This window comes from Streptomyces sp. NPDC127117, from assembly GCF_042677325.1.
GTDB lineage: Bacteria > Actinomycetota > Actinomycetes > Streptomycetales > Streptomycetaceae > Streptomyces.
The window spans coordinates 65,768-82,756 of the sequence record NZ_JBHXTM010000014.1 but is presented as its reverse complement, the minus strand read 5'-3'; the positions used below and the strand labels follow the sequence as shown (position 1 = coordinate 82,756).

13 protein-coding genes are annotated in these 16,989 nt (G+C 67.2%); 9 read left to right on the top strand and 4 right to left on the bottom strand.

Translation table 11 applies throughout. The features are described from left to right. The first annotated feature begins 222 nt into the window (after positions 1-222). Positions 223-2,280, top strand: a complete 2,058-nt coding sequence (locus ACFVH0_RS15045) for a hypothetical protein (RefSeq protein WP_385820163.1) — start codon at positions 223-225, stop codon at positions 2,278-2,280. Here ACFVH0_RS15045 and ACFVH0_RS15040 read toward each other — a convergent pair. The 4 genes from ACFVH0_RS15040 to ACFVH0_RS15025 form a co-directional block, all read right to left on the bottom strand. Further along, positions 2,265-4,061, bottom strand: coding sequence for an ABC transporter ATP-binding protein (locus tag ACFVH0_RS15040; RefSeq protein WP_385820161.1), 1,797 nt, complete (start codon positions 4,059-4,061; stop codon positions 2,265-2,267). The genes ACFVH0_RS15045 and ACFVH0_RS15040 overlap by 16 nt on opposite strands. Continuing rightward, on the bottom strand, positions 4,058-5,851 hold the full coding sequence (locus ACFVH0_RS15035) for an ABC transporter ATP-binding protein (RefSeq protein WP_385820159.1): 1,794 nt from the start codon (positions 5,849-5,851) through the stop codon (positions 4,058-4,060). The genes ACFVH0_RS15040 and ACFVH0_RS15035 overlap by 4 nt, the downstream gene beginning before the upstream one ends. A 280-nt stretch (positions 5,852-6,131) precedes the next feature. Further along, a complete protein-coding gene (locus ACFVH0_RS15030; protein WP_385820157.1) occupies positions 6,132-6,758 on the bottom strand; it encodes a hypothetical protein in 627 nt (208 codons plus the stop codon). Positions 6,759-6,905: 147 nt separating this feature from the next. Continuing rightward, positions 6,906-7,577, bottom strand: a complete 672-nt coding sequence (locus tag ACFVH0_RS15025; protein ID WP_385820155.1) for a hypothetical protein — start codon at positions 7,575-7,577, stop codon at positions 6,906-6,908. A gap of 712 nt (positions 7,578-8,289) precedes the next feature. On the opposite strand from ACFVH0_RS15025, the gene ACFVH0_RS15020 reads away from it, so the two are divergent. Genes ACFVH0_RS15020 through ACFVH0_RS14985 form a run of 8 tightly spaced genes read left to right on the top strand, consistent with a single transcriptional unit; the run spans position 8,290 to position 16,841 of the window. Further along, a complete protein-coding gene (locus ACFVH0_RS15020) occupies positions 8,290-9,543 on the top strand; it encodes an MFS transporter (protein ID WP_385820153.1) in 1,254 nt (417 codons plus the stop codon). Between the two features lie 7 nt (positions 9,544-9,550). Further along, positions 9,551-10,726, top strand: coding sequence for a radical SAM protein (locus ACFVH0_RS15015; RefSeq protein WP_385820150.1), 1,176 nt, complete (start codon positions 9,551-9,553; stop codon positions 10,724-10,726). A 3-nt stretch (positions 10,727-10,729) separates the two neighbouring features. Then, a complete protein-coding gene (locus ACFVH0_RS15010) occupies positions 10,730-11,026 on the top strand; it encodes an acyl carrier protein (protein WP_385820148.1) in 297 nt (98 codons plus the stop codon). After that, positions 11,023-12,345, top strand: a complete 1,323-nt coding sequence (locus ACFVH0_RS15005) for a hypothetical protein (RefSeq protein ID WP_385820146.1) — start codon at positions 11,023-11,025, stop codon at positions 12,343-12,345. Before ACFVH0_RS15010 ends, ACFVH0_RS15005 begins: the two co-directional genes overlap by 4 nt. Beyond that, on the top strand, positions 12,342-13,352 hold the full coding sequence (locus ACFVH0_RS15000) for a Gfo/Idh/MocA family protein (RefSeq protein ID WP_385820144.1): 1,011 nt from the start codon (positions 12,342-12,344) through the stop codon (positions 13,350-13,352). Before ACFVH0_RS15005 ends, ACFVH0_RS15000 begins: the two co-directional genes overlap by 4 nt. After that, positions 13,346-14,371 (top strand): phosphotransferase family protein, encoded by a 1,026-nt coding sequence (locus tag ACFVH0_RS14995; protein WP_385820142.1) that lies wholly within the window; start codon positions 13,346-13,348, stop codon positions 14,369-14,371. Before ACFVH0_RS15000 ends, ACFVH0_RS14995 begins: the two co-directional genes overlap by 7 nt. Then, a complete protein-coding gene (locus ACFVH0_RS14990) occupies positions 14,368-15,456 on the top strand; it encodes a hypothetical protein (protein ID WP_385820141.1) in 1,089 nt (362 codons plus the stop codon). The genes ACFVH0_RS14995 and ACFVH0_RS14990 overlap by 4 nt, the downstream gene beginning before the upstream one ends. Further along, on the top strand, positions 15,453-16,841 hold the full coding sequence (locus tag ACFVH0_RS14985; RefSeq protein WP_385820139.1) for a condensation domain-containing protein: 1,389 nt from the start codon (positions 15,453-15,455) through the stop codon (positions 16,839-16,841). Before ACFVH0_RS14990 ends, ACFVH0_RS14985 begins: the two co-directional genes overlap by 4 nt. Positions 16,842-16,989: the final 148 nt, after the last annotated feature.

Sequence of the window (16,989 nt, the reverse complement as noted above, 5' to 3'; positions counted from 1 at the left end):
GAGGATTCTCATGGTTGTCCCTCGTTCGGCTGGGGGATGTGCCCTACAGGACCAGATCGGCGAGCCCCTGGGCAATGGCCCGGCCAGAACCTGCCATGTTCCTTGACCCGCGCTCGGCGTCCACAGTTGGATGCGTTTTGAGACCGTCGGGCGGCGGGTGAATTGGGTGGGGAGCTGTCAGGGATGCCGAACAGAGATGGTGCGGGCAGGGTAGCGGATGTCTTGCGCAACGATCCGGCCGGACTCTACGACCACTGTGATGAGCCGACCCGGATCCTCTATGAGCACATCATTCTGGAACTGGCGAACAGATCTGGAAAGTCCGCTCTGGATACGGCTCGTGCCGCGGTGGAGTTATGTTCCCAGCGCTCCGTGCAAGGGGAGAAGGGAGAAACGGGGGCTGCTCACGTCGGCTGGGCCCTGATCGGTGCAGGGCGGGACGAGTTCCTGACCGCCATCGGCTGCCGGCGTACCTGGCGCGACACTCTGATATCCGGTTCCGAGAAGGTCAGGTCCGGAATATATCTGGGTGTTCAACTCGCGCTGTCCGCAGCCCTCGTCTGGACAGCTGCCCGGGTCGTCGTCCCCGCGACGAGCCCGGTATGGGGCTTTGTCGGTGTGCTTCTCCTGGTGCCACTGATGATTCCATTGAGCAAGTCGCTGCTCATGTCATTGCTGCAGATCGCACCCCTGCCCGTGCGCCCGCTCCTGAGACTGGAGTCACGGAACGGGGTGCCCGCGGAGTGCTTCACCTGCGTGGCGAGCCCCGTCATCGTGCAGAACGAGTGGGACATCGCATCGGCTCTGGAGACCGTGGAACGCAATCAGCGGGGCAACGGCGGGCAGAACATCGTGTATGCGCTGCTGATGGATCTTCCGGATTCCGACACCGAGTGGACGGACACCGATGCCTCTCTCATCGAATGCGCGGAGCGTACTGTCCATGAGATGAATCAGAGGGTCGGAAGTACGACTTTTCATGTGCTGGTCCGGCGCCGTCTCTGGAATGCCCGGGAGCGGGCCTGGATGGGCTGGGAGCGCAAGCGCGGAAAGCTTGAGGAGTTCAATCGTGTCATTTCCGGAGGGTGGCGCACAACCAGCTTCATCCTCGATGAGAAGACCGTTGAAACGTTTCGCCCCGTCACCTATGTCCTGACGCTCGACGCGGATGCCCGCCTTCAGCGGGACGGTGTCCGTAAACTGGTGGGGGCGCTTGCCCATCCGCTGAACTCACATGTCGTTCTGCGCCCCGGCCCGGAATACGGAGAATCGGGCGGGCTCACCCGTTTTCGGCTGGCAACCGCAGGGCGTCCGAGCGGACTCTACGACGCCTCGCACGAACACACCTGTACCGTTCCCCGGCCGGCAACATATCAGGACTTCATGGGTCGCGATATTTTTCTGGGGCTCGGTGTGTACCACGTACGCAAATTCATGGCGGCCCTGGACGGCAGAATTCCCGAGAACTCCGTGCTCAGCCATGACAAATTGGAAGGGATGCACACCCGAGTCGGGTACGCCCCGGATGTGGTCTATCTGGAGTGCCCACCGCAGGACTACCTGACACATCGCAGACGTCATCACCGTTGGGTGCGCGGTGACTTCCATCTGCTCCCGTGGCTCTTTGCGACGGGCCGGGGAAGGCGCTGCGCCCTCGGAGCACTGGACAGATGGCACCTCCTCAACGACCTGATGGAGCATCTGCGCGGCAGTGCCGCGATCGCTCTGCTGGCCGTCGGGTGGCTCACCGGCCCGGCGACGGCAGTGACCCTGATCGTGCTTCTGGCGCTGAACGCGACCGTCGTGCTGCGTCCCGCCGTCGCGCTCCTGGAGCTGCCGGGGCCACAGGCTCCGCGCGCGGACGCCACGTCACGCACCCACGGGGTCCAGTGGCACACGCGCGTTCGAACCGCTCGGGCAGCCTTCGCGCGGGAAGCGGTCCGCCGGGGCCTGTGGCTGGTGTTTCTCTGCGACTACAGCCTGTCCAACACCGATGCGGCTCTCCGGTCCCTCTACCGCACCTTCATCAGCCGGCGGAAGGTCCTGGAGTGGACCGCGTCGGCGAGCGATTCCAAGACCGTCGCCGGTCTGGGGCCGGCCCGCCAGTGGCGCATGATGGCGGCCGCGCCCGCCCTCTCGCTGTGTCTGCTTGCGGTCGTCGTCGCCGTCGAGCCGGAGCATGTCCTGATCGCCGCGCCCTTTCTGCTCAGCTGGTGTGCTGCTCCCTGGCTCGCCGCCGTGCTGGCCGTGCCGGTCACTTCCGGTCAGCCGAGGCTGTAGGCCCGCGCCTGGATGTCGTACAGATCGCTGTAGATACCTCCGCGTTCCATCAACTCCTCGTGTGTTCCCTGTTCGACGAGCCTGCCGTCCCCGAGCACCAGGATGAGGTCGGCGCCTGCCACGGTGGAGAAGCGGTGCGAGACGATGACGGTGATGCCGCCCGTCCGGCGCGCCAGCGCGGAAGCATGGCGCATGTAGTGCTCGAAGATGGTGTGTTCGCTCGGAGCGTCCAGTGACGCCGTGGGCTCGTCCAGGAGGAACAGCAAGGGATCGCTGCGCATGCCGGCGCGGGCGAGGGCCGCTTTCTGCCACTGCCCCTCCGACAGGTCGATTCCCCCGAAGGTTTGTCCCAGGGGGGTGTCCAGGCCCTGGGGCAGGCTCGCGACCAGGGCCTCCGCGTCAGCGGCACGGATGGCCCGCTCCACCCTGGATCCGTCCTCCAGGCGCGGGAGATCCCCCAGCCCCACGGATTCCCGCAGCGTCGTCTGCGGGTAGCGGCCGAAGTCCTGGAAGGCCGCACTGGTGCGGGCGCGCCACAGAGCGGTGTCCAGCTCCGTGAGGTCGGTGCCGTCAACCTCGATGGTGCCCGTGGTGGGGCGGTAGAACTTGCACAGCAGCTTTCCCAGTGTGGACTTGCCCGAGCCGAACTCGCCCACGACGGCGACCACGGAACCGGCCGGAATGCTGAGGTTCAGGGCTTCCAGGGCCGGGCTGTGGCTGCCGGGGTGGGTGTAGCCGACGTTCTTCAGAGAGATCCCCGTGCGCAGGACCTCGGGCGGGGGCAGCGTGCCGACGGCACGTGACCGCTCAGTTGCCGCGTATTCGCGCAACCACGTGTACGCATGCATCAGCCTCTCCGCTTCGAGCGCTTCCCCGGCCGAGTTGACCGCAGCTTGGACGGCCGACTCCAGGGTCGCCGCCACGGACACGGCCAGGAGCAGGTCTCCGGCGGAGGCCGAACCCCGTGAGTAGGAATGAACCACCACGGTCAGCGCGCCGACGAAACCGAGGGCGAAGGCGGCCCAGCCGACCAGGCGCCAACAGGTCGCACGCAACCGGGCACCGGAGCGGATGACCATCGCATCGTCCCAGGCCGCGGCCTGCCTGCGAGTCAGTTCGGCCCCGGCGCGGGCCACCCGGATTTCCTTGCCCGCGTCGGCGGAGGTCGTGAGGTCGAAGAGGTGACGCTGCAGCCGGAAGGCCTCCGCGCTGTCGATCTCCGCTCGGTTCACCAGGGTGCGGCCCCGTTTGTTGCACCACAGGGGGACGACGGCGAAGACGACGAGGCCGACCAGCCAGGGACTCACCGAACCCATCAGCAGCAGCACGAGACCCAGTCGCAGGGCGGTGAAGACAGTGGTGATCGCAGCCCAGGCGCCTTCGGCGACCCCCCAGGCCGACCCGCGCAGCAGTGTCACGCGGTCCAGATAGTCGCTGCGCTCCAAGTGCTCGATACCGTCCAGCGTGGCGATGTCCCGCGCGATGCGCGGCTTGAGCCGTGTTTCGGAAACCTGGTCGATGACGCGATTGCGCATGCTGACATGGAGCGAGTTGACGACGGCGGTCACCGTGCAGATCGCGGCGGCCGCCGCGGCTGCCCCGACGGCTGTGTCGACCGCACCGCGAGTCGTGGCGTCGACGGTGGCGCGCAGCGCGAGGGGAAGCCCCGCGGACGAGACCAGCAGAGCGATGTCGAGAAGGAACAACCCGCAGGTCAGGATGGGAGTGGTCTGCCAGGACAGACGCAGCATCGCGATCGTGGACCTGATGTACTGCCTCACCGGACCTCGCCTTCCTGGACCAGCTGGTCGAAGCCTTCACCGAACCGCGACGCCTGTGTGAGAAACAGGTCCGCGTACGTTCCTCCGAGGGCCATGAGCTCGTCATGGGTGCCGCACTCGGTGACGCGGCCGCCGTCGAGGAGCACGATGCGGTCGGCCTGCCGGACCGTGGACAGGCGGTGAGAGATGAGAACGACGCTTGCGTCGGCCCGGTGCTCGGTCAGTCGCTTGAACACCTCGAACTCCGTACGTACGTCCAGATGAGCCGTGGGCTCGTCGAGAACCAGGACGCGAGCCCCGCTGCGGACCGCGTACAGGGCGCGGGCCAGGACGAACTGCTGCCACTGGCCACCGGAGAGGTCGACCCCGCCTGCGCAGGAGCGGGAGAGCGGAGTGTCCCAGCCCTGCGGCAGCCGGCTGAGGACTTCATGGAGCCCGGCCTCCCCGGCCGCTGCTTGGACGGCGGCCCGGTCCGCCGGGCGTCCGGCGCGGCCCAGCGAGACGTTCTCCGCCGCGGAGAACCGGTAGCGCACGAAGTCCTGGAAGACCACGGAGAGTTGCTGGTGCCACTCGGCGGCTGCGACCTGGGCTATGTCCGTTCCGTCGGCGGTGATCCGGCCGGACGTGGGCCGGTACAGCCCCGACAGCAGCTTGATCAGGGTGGACTTGCCTGCTCCGTTGAGACCCACGATCGCGAGCAGTTCGCCGGGGCGGATCTCAAGGTCCAACTCCTGGAGGATCTGCCGGTCGGTGCCGGGGTAGGTGAAGGAGACCCGTTCGAAGCGGACCACGGGGGGTCTGGGGCCGACCGGCAAGCGGTGCGGAACCTTGTCGCGGTGGGCGGAGAGTTCGGCGCGAAGTCTCTCGTAGGCCCGCAGTCCCACCAGCCCCCCCTCGATGTCGAAGACGTCGGTGGGGACGAGTGTCTGCAGCAGCGCCCAGCCGGCCATCAGCACCGTCGTGAGACCGGCCACCGGAAAATCGCCGTGTGCGGCCTTCAACACCATCAGCAGGTACACCGTGACGAGCGGAGGGCCGATGATCACAGCCGTGATCCACTGTTCACGGTTGTTGCGAGCCTCGGCCGCCCAACGGGGCCGGAACATCGCCAGAGCGTGCTCCCGGGACCGGTCGACGGCCCACTCGGCGAGACCGAAGGTGCGGACCTCTTTGCCACCCGTCCACTCCGTGGCCAGCCTGTTCCAGTGGTCGGCACGGATCCCCTCCATCACCCCCTTCTGCTGCACCGCGATGTGGCGCACGCACTGGCGGCGTGCGAAGGCGCGGCTGGCCAGGGCCGGCCCGAGCAGGGCGGGGACCAGCCACCAGGCGTAGCCGGCGAGCAGGGTGCACGATGCGACTGCTCCCAGGCCGCGGATGAGCAGGTCGAGTTGGGCCGTGGCCCCGACACCGGGGGTACGCTCCACGCGTGACTGACGGTCGGCCTGGGCGATTCGCAGCAGCTTCTGGACGCGGGGGCGTTCCAGTACGTCGATGGACCCGGTGCCGACCGCGAGCCGGATCAGAGCCGAGCGGTGGGCTCCGTCGATGCGCTGGACGGCGAGGTAGCGCAGCGTATCGGCGAGGCTGCGGGCGGACCGGCCGACGAAGACGACTGCGGCGAAGGCCGCCAGTGGTACGACGCAGGCGGCCATTACGTCATCACGTGGCACATCGAGGAGGCCACTCACGAGCAGGCCGGTAGCCGCGGCGATTCCGGTCGGTGCCATCGCGCTTGCCAGGAGCGCACCTGCGAGCGCGAGGAGGAGAGGTCCTCGCGCAGCGCGCATGGTGTTCACCAACAGCAGCCTGTCCCTCAGAAACCCGGCCGCCCGGCGCCCGACTGGGATCAAGGACCTGGCCTCAGCACCGACGGCGGCCGACGTGGGTCGGTAGTTCTCGGACGGGAGCAGGTCATGCCGTGTCTCCAAGAAGTCGTGGGAACGAATCCTGGAGCAGTGTGTCGTGCGATCGCCCGCCCGGGGCCGCCCGGGCCATGAAGTGGCAGGAGGCTGCCGCGGCGGACGGTCCGGAAGCCGTAGCGCGTCGGGCCCTGGCAATGCCTTCCACTCAGAGCCAGTTGCGTTGCGCTGCCATCAGACCGGCCTGGAAGCGGCTCCGCGCCTGAAGTTGTGTCATCAGGCGGGACACGACTCGTCTGTAGGTCCGCAGCGCCATGCCCAGCTCCCGTGCGGCGGCCTCATCCGTGGCCCCTTGGGCGAGTTGCTGCAGGACGTCCTGCGCGCGGGGTTCCTGCAGGGGGTTCTCACGCGACGGGTTGGAGGCATCGCCCGGTGGGGGAAGCCGGCTCACCAGCGAGCTGGCGATCATCGGGGCAAATGGCAGGTTCTGGCCAATCAATGCCCCCTCCGAGTAGTCGCACTTGTTGCGGGCGACGACGAGGTTCCGCCGATCGATGACTGCCATGCGTGTGACGGATTCCGGAATGCGTAAGAATTCGACGCCGGTCTTCGCGAGGCGGGCTATCTCCTTTTCCGGAGATGCCCTGGAAATCTTTGTGGTGGGCGCGGCGAAGACGCGTACACGCAGCTCTGATCTTCCTGCGGAACAGGCGGCCGCGAAGTCTTCCGAGTTGTCGTCCCAGGTGAATTCACCAGGAAGTGTGAGGATGACCTCCCGGCGTGCACTGTTTATTGCTGCGTGGACCTGTTTCGAATTCAGGGATTGGAAGATCACTTGTTCTCTCCATTTTGGAGCGAGCGCTGGTGACTGTGAGGTGGGAGCACAGATGGCTGGCTCTGTTCTCAGTTCGGGCATGGCTGAAGTATGGAGATATTGAATGATTCCTATAAGCACGTATGCGCTTACATCGATGGCATGAGTTTATGCTTTTGGCGTGCGCGAAGAATAGATCCAGCAGTAATGGCACGAGTTGCGCACCGGGGTGGGTGTGCGGCTCGGGCTCCCTCGTCGAGACCGTCTCGGCGATACCGGCGCGGTCTCGTCGGCGCGCTCCGGCCGCCGGTGGGCGTTCGGTGACGCCTGCACCTGGAAGTCCATGCTCGGGCGCCTGGTGTGAGTGCCGTCGACTGTGCTCCCGCGTCGCTCGCCCGTGCTGTCGAGGGCGATGGCCACCCTGTACCCGGCGTCGGTGTTCTCCGGTCGCGCGGCGGTGTTGTCGACGGATGCGAGTGAGAGGTGACCCGGCAGTCCGCTCTGTTCGGGTCGCGGGCGAACTCCCCGCCGCCGCGGTGTCGCGGGCCGGCTTTGATGGAGTTCCATGGGTGAACATCTGGGAATGAGTGCTCGTTGGCTACTGAAATTATTCATGCCATCCCCCGTGGTGGTGTGTTCCGGCGAGTGATGTGCGCGGGGTGCGGAGTCGATGTTCTTGCGAATCGCAAGATGATGGCGGTTCCTTCGGCTGCTCTCCGGAGCGGATTCCTGATTGTTCGTGCCGAGACCTTCCGGATCAGGAATGTTCAGGATTTCACTGGCGGCCCCGTCGGAAGGGAATTCATTGACGCCATATCGAGGATTCGCGAATTCCACCATGGCTGCATGCTAGCAGAGCTGGGTGCGCCGCAATGAGGGGATTTCGGCCACTCGGTAGCATTGGCGACTGTGGATTGGGTGATAGCGGGGAAGATCAACTTGAATGCCTGACATGTAACTCAACGTGCCTGTTGGTCAGGTTTGGTGTACGTGGGAAGGCTAAAAGTGCCGTGTTTATCGAAAAGAATGGGCTGGCCTGTCGGTGCCGCAGGGCGGGGACGGGGGGTGGTGTACCCGATGGTCGATATTTAGCCATGTCCCAGAAAGCTGCAGGTGAATGGCGGTCGAGTGGCCCTGGTGTGGCCGTCGAAGGCATGGTGATGAACTCGGAATGCCTGTGCGCGGGGCGAGTTGGGTGCTGTTGACACCGGGTTGGTGGTGCGCTTCACTCTTCATCGCGCATATGCCAGTGCACGGCAAATCGCCACGTAGAACGAGTCTCGTGGGTGCGTCGCGGCCCGGAGCCGTGCCCGTTCGCCGGGTCGGTTCCCGGCGTTGGGGGTTCCGGGATGTGGATCCGCTCCCTTCGTTGTGAGCCGGGTCTTCCTTTTGATTGAAACCTGTCAGTGGCCAGATATGCGCGTAGGCCGAACAGAACGATCGGTGCAGTGCCGCTGTCTCGCGGCAGCGGTCCGCGTGACCGCACCGCTGGGTCGGTCGGCGCCCAGGTCCGCCCCGGATACGCCCAGGCGAGTGAGGAAGGAGTCGGCGCATGGTGAAGCTACTGCTGCGCGATCCGAACCTGAGGCGGTTCGTCCTTGCGCGATCGCTCTCCCGGGCCGGTGACGCCGTGTTCCCCATCGGACTCACCGCGGTCATGGTCGAGCAGGACTTCGGCGCGTCGGCCGTGGGCTTCGTGCTGGGTGCCTCCATGGTCCCGGTCGTGACGCTGATGCTCGTCGGCGGAGTCCTGCTCGATCACTTCCAGCCCCGATCTCCCATGGTGATCGCAGACTTGGCGAGGTTCGCGCTGCAAGCCGTTCTCGCCCTGCTGTTCCTCGCGGGCAGGCCGGCACTGTGGCAGATTCTTGTGATCACCCTGTGTACCGGAGTGGCCCAGGCTCTCTTTCAGCCCGGTGCGGGGAGTTTGCTCAAGCAGATTGTGCAGGGTGACACCCAGCCGGCCAATGCCGCCGTGCGGTCGGCGGAGTCCGTCGTCTCCCTGGCAGCGCCTGCGGGAGCCGGGTTCGTCATCGCGGCTACCTCCGCTTCGGTTGTCATCGCGCTGGACGCGCTCTCGTTCGCGGCCAGCGCTGTGCTTCTGTGGCGCATTCGTCTGGTGGTCGTCCGGAAGCCGGAAGGCCGGCCCAACGTCCGACGCGAACTCAGAGTCGGGTGGCGCGAGTTCTCGGCACGGCCCTGGCTGTGGTCGACGGTGGGTGTTTTCGCGCTGTTCGGACTGCTGGTTTTCGGTCCTTTTGATGTACTCAAAGCAGTTCTGCTCATTGAGAGGTTCGGGGCGACGACCTATGGGTTACTGATCTCGGCTTTCAGCCTCGGGGCCGTGGTCGGTGGAATGCTCGCCTGGTGGTTCAAGCCCGCCAGACCCCTGGCGGTCGGTGTGCTGAGCCTGCTGGCATTCGCACCACTGCCTGCGGGGATCGCCTGTCGAGCTCCGCTGTTCCTGCTTGCTCTCCTCTTCGTCATGGGGGGCGCGGCGAACGCCTTCTGGGCCGTGATGTGGGCGACCACCGTCCAGTCGCACTCCCCGCCGCACGCGCTCAGCCGGATCCACGCCTACGACGTCATCGGCTCGATCGGTCTGGTCCCCGCGGGGCGAGCTCTGGCGGGCCCCGTTGCGGCGGGAATCGGTGCGTCGGCCGTGCTGCTGAGTTCCACCGCCTTTCTCCTGTTGGGGTGTGTCGCCCTGCTGCTCGTACCCGCCGTTGTCCGCCTGCGCCGACCCGTAAGAGCCGGACAGGTCACGCACGGCATCGAACCAACCGTTGATTCCCGTCGACCTTAGGGGTTCCGTGTATCCGCAGACACGTCGCACGCTCACCGACAAAGAGTTCGCCGACATCAAGCACACGGTGTCGATCCGGTCCAAGTCGCGGGCCCGGCTGCGCACCGACGTCTCGTACGCCTCGGAAGTGCCGCGTGAGGTCAGCCTGCAGCTCACCTACCGCTGCAACCTGCGCTGCAGCCACTGCTACCAGTGGAACGACCAGGGCTTCTTCCGAGACTGGGATGTCGCCAAGCAGCGGACGGAGTTGGACACGCGCGTGGTCGAGGACGTTCTCTCGGCGACGGCGGAGGTCAGGGGGAAACTGTTCCTGTGGGGCGGCGAACCGCTGATGCACGGCCGTTTCGACGAGGTCTCCCGGCTCATCGAGCGCTATCCGCGAACGGTCAACATGTGTACCAACGGCCTCCTCTTCGAGCGCAAGATGGACGACCTGCTGAGGATCGGCAGCCACTTGAACCTCCTGGTCAGCCTGGACGGGCTGGGAGCCGATCACGAACTGCTGCGGGGAAAAGGCACTTTCGGGCGGACCGTGCGCAACATCCAGGCGATGCTCGAGCTGAAGCGGAAAGGGCAATTCCGGGGCGAGGTGTCCGTCTCCTGCATGGTGTCGGAAGCCACCGTGCACCGCATGTACGAGTTCATGGAGTGGGCCGAGGAAGTCGGCGTCAACACCGTCTACTTCCAGTTCCCCTGGTACATCAGCCCGGACGTGGCGCACTCCATGGACGAGGTGTACCGCGAGCATTTCGCCTGGCTGGAGCCCGAAACCGGAACGGCGCAGCCGACGTGGCACTCGTACACCTATCGACTGCCCGAGGAGCTGATCCCGGTGCTGCGGGACTCGATGGCGCGGCTCGCGGGGAGGGTGTGGGGGCCCCGTGTCCGTTACCAGCCGCAGTTGGAGGAGAGCGAGGTCGAGTCCTTCATCCGGGGCACCTCGCAGCCGGCCCAGCAGCGCAAGCGCTGTCTGGCCGTCACCAACCGCATGGAAGTCCATGCCGACGGAAACGTCAGCTCCTGCAAGTTCTTTCCGGAGTTCGTGGTGGGAAACCTCTATGACACCCCTGTGATCGATCTCTGGCAGAGCGAAAAATTCCGGCGGGTTCGTTCGATCCTGGCCGAGACCGGGATGATGCCGGTCTGTTCGAAGTGCATTCTCCTCTACCTGAACGGAGTGTGAGTCATGGTGCCGGAGACCGACATCGAAATGCGTGTCAAGAAGGTTCTTGTCGATGTTTTCAAGGGTAAATTCGAAGCGCACGAGATCTCTGTGGAAGCGGACATAGTAGAGGAATTGGGTCTCGACTCCCTGCAGGCAATCGAATTCCTGTTGCGTGTCGAGGAGGAGTTCGACATCGAGTTGGAGTACGAGAACCTCAGCCTTCAGACCCTGCGCTCGGTGCGACAGTTCGGCGCCGAGACTGTCCAGCCGCTGGCTGGTGGCAGCGAAGGACCGCAGCCGCAGGATTTGCAGAAGTGACTACTGCTGTCCACTTCGGCACGTTCGGTGCTGAACGTCACTGGCGCCCGCACAACCTGGCAGAGCTGCCACGGCTGGCGTCGTCGGGGGCAGACCCCGTGGTCGGCAGGATGGACGAGATGCTCTTCGGCTTCACCTCGCCCGGCGACCTGCTGGTCACCCGCAGTACGCTGACCGCGCGGCACCGGGAAGCGATAGCGGCGGCGGGTTTCGACCTCGACTACCGTTGCCTGTCCCCGCTCGCGGCGGACGGCGACGGGGCGGCACCCGTGGACGAGCCCGCCGTCGAGGAGTTGCTCGCGCAGGACCAGGAGCTGGTGCGGGCCATGACCCGGCAGGAGAGAGTCCTCCCCTTCGCGGTGCTGCCTGCCACGCAGCGGCTGCTGGCAGGTGTGGGGCGGGCCTCCCTGGTGCCGCCCGCGGAGACGGTGGCCCGGGTCAACGGCAAGGCGTGGTCGACGGCGCTGGCGCAGCGCCTCGGGCTCCCCGGCGCGGGGGATATCGTGTGCTCCGCGGCGGAACTGGAAGCCGCAGTGACGCGCGTACTGGCCGTGGGAAATGGTGCGGCCCTGGTCAAGGACGCGTACGGGGTTGGCGGCCAGGGCACTGCGGAGGTCGTCACGCCCCGGGCGTGTGCCCGACTGGTCAGGCACGTCCGGCGCCAGGAGGAGCGGGGGCAGCGGGTCGAGTTCGTGGTACAGCCGCGTCATGGGCGGCGCGCGGACTTCTCCGGCCACCTCAGGGTCGAGCGCGACGGTTCTTGGGACTACCTCGGTCTGCGGGGCATGACGAACGACGGCTACCGGCACCACACCTCGGGGCCACCGACGCCCGGTGTGACACGCACCGCGGAGTGCAGGGAATACACCGCGGTCCTGGACGAGGTGGCCAAAGCCCTGGTGGCGGAGGGCTACTTCGGCCCCGTGGGTGTCGACTCGATGCTGACGAAGAGCGGCGGGTGGGTTCCGCTCCTGGAGGTCAACGCGCGGAGTTCGCTGGGTCTGCTCAGCCTCCGTCTGGACGGGCGAGTGGCCGGTCACGGGCTGAGCGCCCAGCTCTGGCAGAGCGATGTCTCGGTGGAGCCGGGGGCGGGAGTCGACCGGCTGCTGCACGCACTCTCCGAGGATGGGCTGCTCTACGCGGAAGGAACTGGGGCAGGTGTGCTGCCGCTCGTCGGAGGTTCGCTCCGCACCACATCGGGACGCCTGTTCTGTGCCGCGTTCTGCGCCCCGGAGGAGTTCCCGCTGCTCCAGGCCCGTACCCTCGCCTGCGCCGGGCGGGCGGGTGTACACGTGAAGCGAGGAGGCGTCCCGGCATGAGCCTGGGCATCGGACTGATCGGGGCGACGGGGATAGCCGAGCGCACCATGATGCGCCCCAGCCAGGAGTACGACGACGTCACCGTACGGGCTGTGGCCGCATCCGTGCCCGACCGGGCCGAGGACTACGCTCGCCGCCACGCGATCCCTCGTGTCCACGCGGGCTACGAGGACCTGATCTCCGATCCTGCGGTCGACCTGGTCTACATTTCCCTGCACACTGCGGCACACGCGCGATGGGCGGAACGTGCGGCGCGGGAGGGCAAGCATGTCGTTGTCGAGAAGCCGCTGTGTCTGACCAGGCAGGAGCACTCGGCGATCACTGCCGCGCAGCGGCACGGGGGCGGCCACGTACTGGAGGCGTTGCCCACGCTCGGACACCCCTGGCACGACAGGGTGCGCGACTGGCTGCGGGCAGGATCCTTCGGTGAACTCGTCGGTGTGCGCAGTCGATTCGCCTTCTCCGTGCAGCCCGGGCAGGGCTACCGCTGGCGTTCCGACCTCGGCGGGGGATGCTTCTACGACTCCGCGGGCTACTGGCTCCAGGCCCTCCAGGACACGGTGGGCATCGCCGAGGCCCAGGGGACGGGACACTCCGACTTCGATGGCGCCGGAGGAGTGGACCGTCGCTTCTGCGCGGCCCTCCTGCTGTCCACCGGGCAGCGCGCCACGCTGGAGAGTTCCTTCGGTACGGCCCGTACCACCGAGCACGTGTACGAGTTCCGTGAGGCCACTGTCCGGGTGCGAGGTGTACTGCTCCCCATCGCCGGAGCTGTTCCCCTGAACATCACGGTCGTCGCACCCGACGGCAGCAGAACAGTCACCACAACCCCCGCGGTGTCGTACTACGCGCAGCAGTTCGCACGTATCCGTGCGCTGGTGCGGGGGGAGGGAGAGCACTGGGGTGCCGAGCTCGGCGCCTGCGAACCGCGTATCGCGCTCATGGACCAGATCCATGCGGCAGCACGACAACGGATATCCGGCCCTGTCACGGAGGAACGATGGTGAGCACGTCGTACGAGGAGACGGTTGCGGCGGCCGAGGCTGTCCTGAGGGAAGCCGGTGTACGCGGGTGGGAGACGGCCCTGTACACGCCACTGTCCGGCGGTACGTACAACACTGTCGTCCGGATCGCTCTGGACCAGGGCCGCGACTGGGTGCTCAAGGTCCCGCCGCGTTCGGCGGCAGGCCTGGCCTACGAGCGGGCGCTGCTGACCGGCGAGGTCGCCTTCTACGAGTCCGCCGCGACGGCTGCGGACGCCGGCGTCGTGCCCCGGGTCGTCCACAGCGAGACCGACGCCGATGCGGGCACCGGCCCCTACCTGATCATGACGGCGTGCCCCGGGGCTCCCTGGCATGCGGCAGCCGATTCCCTGGAGGAGACCGAACGGCTGCGACTGCGAGAGGAGTTGGGCCGGCTGGTGGCGCGCCTGCACGCGGTCACCGGGCCGGGCTTCGGCTACCCCGCGCAGCCGCTGGGGCCGTTGACGTCCACCTGGCGGGAGGCGTACACCGCGATGACCGGCGCCGTTCTGGACGACGCGGAGCGGTATGCGGCACGGCTGCCGCGTTCCACCGCCGCGATCAGGGAGACGCTCGCCGCCGCATCGTACGTACTGGACGATGTCACCCGGCCCGCGTTGGTCCACTTCGACCTGTGGCAGGGCAATCTGATGCTCGCCGGGCCGCCCGGCGGCCGTCGGCTCAGCGGCCTGATCGACGGCGAGCGGATGTTCTGGGGCGACCCGGTGGCCGACTTCGTCTCGCTGGCGCTCTTCGCCGACATGGAGGATGACAAGGCATTCCTGACCGGCTACGCGAGCGCCGGCGGAGAGGCCAAGTTCGACGACTCGGTGCGCCTGCGACTCGCGCTCTACCGGGCCTACCTCTACCTGATCATGCTGGTGGAGTTGGAGCCCCGGCAGGCTACGGCCACCGACCGGGCGTGGGCGCGGAGCCACGTGAGCCCCCAACTCGTCTCGGCCCTTGAGGACGTGGAATCGGGACTCCGTGGCGGCTCCCGGTGATCGCGGTGCTCACCTCGGGGGTCGCCCTGGGAGTGCACGTCCCAGGCCTGCTGCTCGCGTCACGGCTGCGGGAGCGGGGCGTTCCCGTCACGGTCGAGGTGCTGGAGCGGCTGCTGTCCTCCGACCGGCTCGCAGCCGTGAGCGCCTCACGTGACGTGTTCCGCCGTGATTTCCGTGTGGCGCGGGTGGGGCAGCGCATCGCCTCCGACCCGGTGCCGGCCATCTCCGCCGACATGCTGGACGCATTGGTACGTCGCTGGGAGGAGGGCGAAGTGCACACCGTGGTCGTCTTCTCCGGATTCTGGCTGAGCCTGGTCCGGCGCTTCATTGAACGCACGGGCCGAGCGCTGCGCGTGGTCGTCTGCCATGTGGACTCGGTCGCCTCCCCGTCCTTCCGGAAGGCCGGGCCGCCACTCCCGGGTACCGAGGAGGTCTGGCTCGCCTCGCGGGCGGACACCGCGCTGCCCTGGACGATCCCCGTCACTCGGGAGCCGCCGTTGCAGTGGGACCGGCGTGAACCTCGCCTTCTGGTGCACGGAGGCGGGTGGGGCATGGGGACCTACCGCGACCGGGCCGCCGAGCTCGTCGATGCGGGGCATGACATCGACGTCGTCGTGCATACCGTCGAGGAGGCCGGTCCCGCGAACGGAAGGGCCCGCCACTTCGCGCTGAACCCCGCGTGGCATCCATGGCTGGACGACGGATACCCGCCGCTCGGTCATCTGCTGCCGGGCCGGTCCCCGGCGGACGTCACCTACGCACGGGGCAGCGTGCACCACTCATCGTTCGATCTGGCTCGCGCGGCACGCGCCATGGTGAGCAAGCCGGGCGGCGGCACCCTGCTGGACTCGTTGTGGTCGGCCACCCCCCTCGTGCTGCTGGAGCCCTCGGGCGAACACGAGGGCCACAACGCCCAGTTGTGGTGCGACCTGGGATTTGGAGTGCGCTACGAGGACTGGCGCTCCGATGGGTTCTCGCCCCGCCTGCTGGAGAAGATGCACCGCGCCCTGCTCAGTGCCGCCGAACGTCCGAGGGACCTCGCGGCAGCCCTTTCCCGCAGTGAGGTCTCCCCGTGTTCAGAATGAAGCTGTACGAAGCCGACCGCGCGCAGGTCCACAGTGCGTCGTTCACGCAGGAAGAACGCCTGGTGCACGGACGCGAGGTGAGCCAGCAGAGCAATGTGCTGGTCTTCGCCTGCTCCGTCGAGGGGGAACTCGACACCGGCCGGCTGGAAGCGGCCCTGGCCGATCTGCAGCTGCGCCACGAGAGCGTGCGGTTCGTCTTCCCCGCGGATGCCAACGACATCGCCCTGCGTCCTGCGGACGAACTGGACTTCGCGGTCCTGACGGTGGAGGGGACCGAGACGGAATCGCCCCTGGAGGCCGCGAAGCGGCTCGTCGCCGAAACCGCTGCCATCCCCTTCGACCTGGCCACCGGCCCGCTCCTGCGGGTGCGGTGCATCCGCGTCGCACCCGCGCACCACCTCGTGGGGTTCGTCCTGGACCATGTCATCGCGGACGGAGAGTCGTGCCAGATCCTCGCCGAGGATCTGTTCGCCCTCTACGAGGCGAGGGGCAGCACGGGTGGCGGCCCCGGACTGCCCGGGCTTCCCTTCCAGTTCCTCGACTTTGCCCACTCCGAGCGCCGTTTCCTGGCCGGCCGGGAGCGCGACAGGCTGCTGAGCTACTGGCGCCGGAAGCTGGACGGAGTCGCCACCGTTCCCCTGTCGAGGCTCCGGGATCCCGAGATTCCGGACCGCGCGGAACGCAAACTGCGGATACACCGGTTCACCGTCGACCAGCAACTGCACGCGGAGCTGATGCATGCTGTCCGTCAGCAACGCGTGACCCTGACCGCGGTGTGCGCGGCGGCCCTCAAGGTCACCATGCGGCACCGGCGGCTCGCACTCGGCGAGAACGACGGGACGGCATCCGATGTGGCGATCATGGGATCGCTGGCCAACCGTACCCACCGTGACCTGCGGCGCGCCGTCGGTTACTTCGCCACCCCCTGCGTGCTGCGCACCCGGTTCTCGGGTGAGGACTCGCTTGCGGACCTGGCGCAGAGCGAGAGCCGTACGATCTTCGGGGCCCTCCGGCACCAGGAGCTGCCACATGCTCTGATGGTCAAGGAACTCGACCCGGACAACTACGGGATCCGGTACTCCTCCGTGACGGGCCACGGGCCGAGGTATGTGAACTTCGACGTCACCTCGGGCGGCTCTTCCTGGAAGCTCACGGCCGACGGACTGACTGTGACCACCACGCGCATTGCCCGGGACGAGGTGCCCCGGGGCGGGATGCGGGTGCACATCCGTGACAGCGGTGACCATGCGCTGGTCGAGCTGCGGACGGACGAGGGGGAGTACCGCGTCGGGTGGGCGGAGGAGTTCCTTACCAGTTACATGAGCGCCTTGCGCTGTTTCGCCACTGACTCGGGTACCCGTGTGGCGGAGGCTGTGAGCCGCTGAGCAGGAGCGAGGACGGTGGCCACCGGGCGCTCGGTTTCGGAGCGTCCGGTGGCCGCGAGGACTCTGTACGCAACACCCCGCCTTGGGCACGACGGCGGGCCGCGGCCGGCGGAACGGGGGGGGGGGTGAATTGGGGGGTAGACCGCCG

Bases quoted from the DNA above. Each gene is read 5' to 3' on its own strand.
- ACFVH0_RS15035 (WP_385820159.1), bottom strand. From the start codon at position 5,851: ATGCGCGCTGCGCGAGGACCTCTCCTCCTCGCGCTCGCAGGTGCGCTC.
- ACFVH0_RS15025 (WP_385820155.1), bottom strand. From the start codon at position 7,577: ATGGTGGAATTCGCGAATCCTCGATATGGCGTCAATGAATTCCCTTCC.
- ACFVH0_RS15020 (WP_385820153.1), top strand. From the start codon at position 8,290: ATGGTGAAGCTACTGCTGCGCGATCCGAACCTGAGGCGGTTCGTCCTT.
- ACFVH0_RS15010 (WP_385820148.1), top strand. From the start codon at position 10,730: ATGGTGCCGGAGACCGACATCGAAATGCGTGTCAAGAAGGTTCTTGTC.
- ACFVH0_RS15000 (WP_385820144.1), top strand. From the start codon at position 12,342: ATGAGCCTGGGCATCGGACTGATCGGGGCGACGGGGATAGCCGAGCGC.
- ACFVH0_RS14995 (WP_385820142.1), top strand. From the start codon at position 13,346: ATGGTGAGCACGTCGTACGAGGAGACGGTTGCGGCGGCCGAGGCTGTC.
- ACFVH0_RS14985 (WP_385820139.1), top strand. From the start codon at position 15,453: ATGAAGCTGTACGAAGCCGACCGCGCGCAGGTCCACAGTGCGTCGTTC.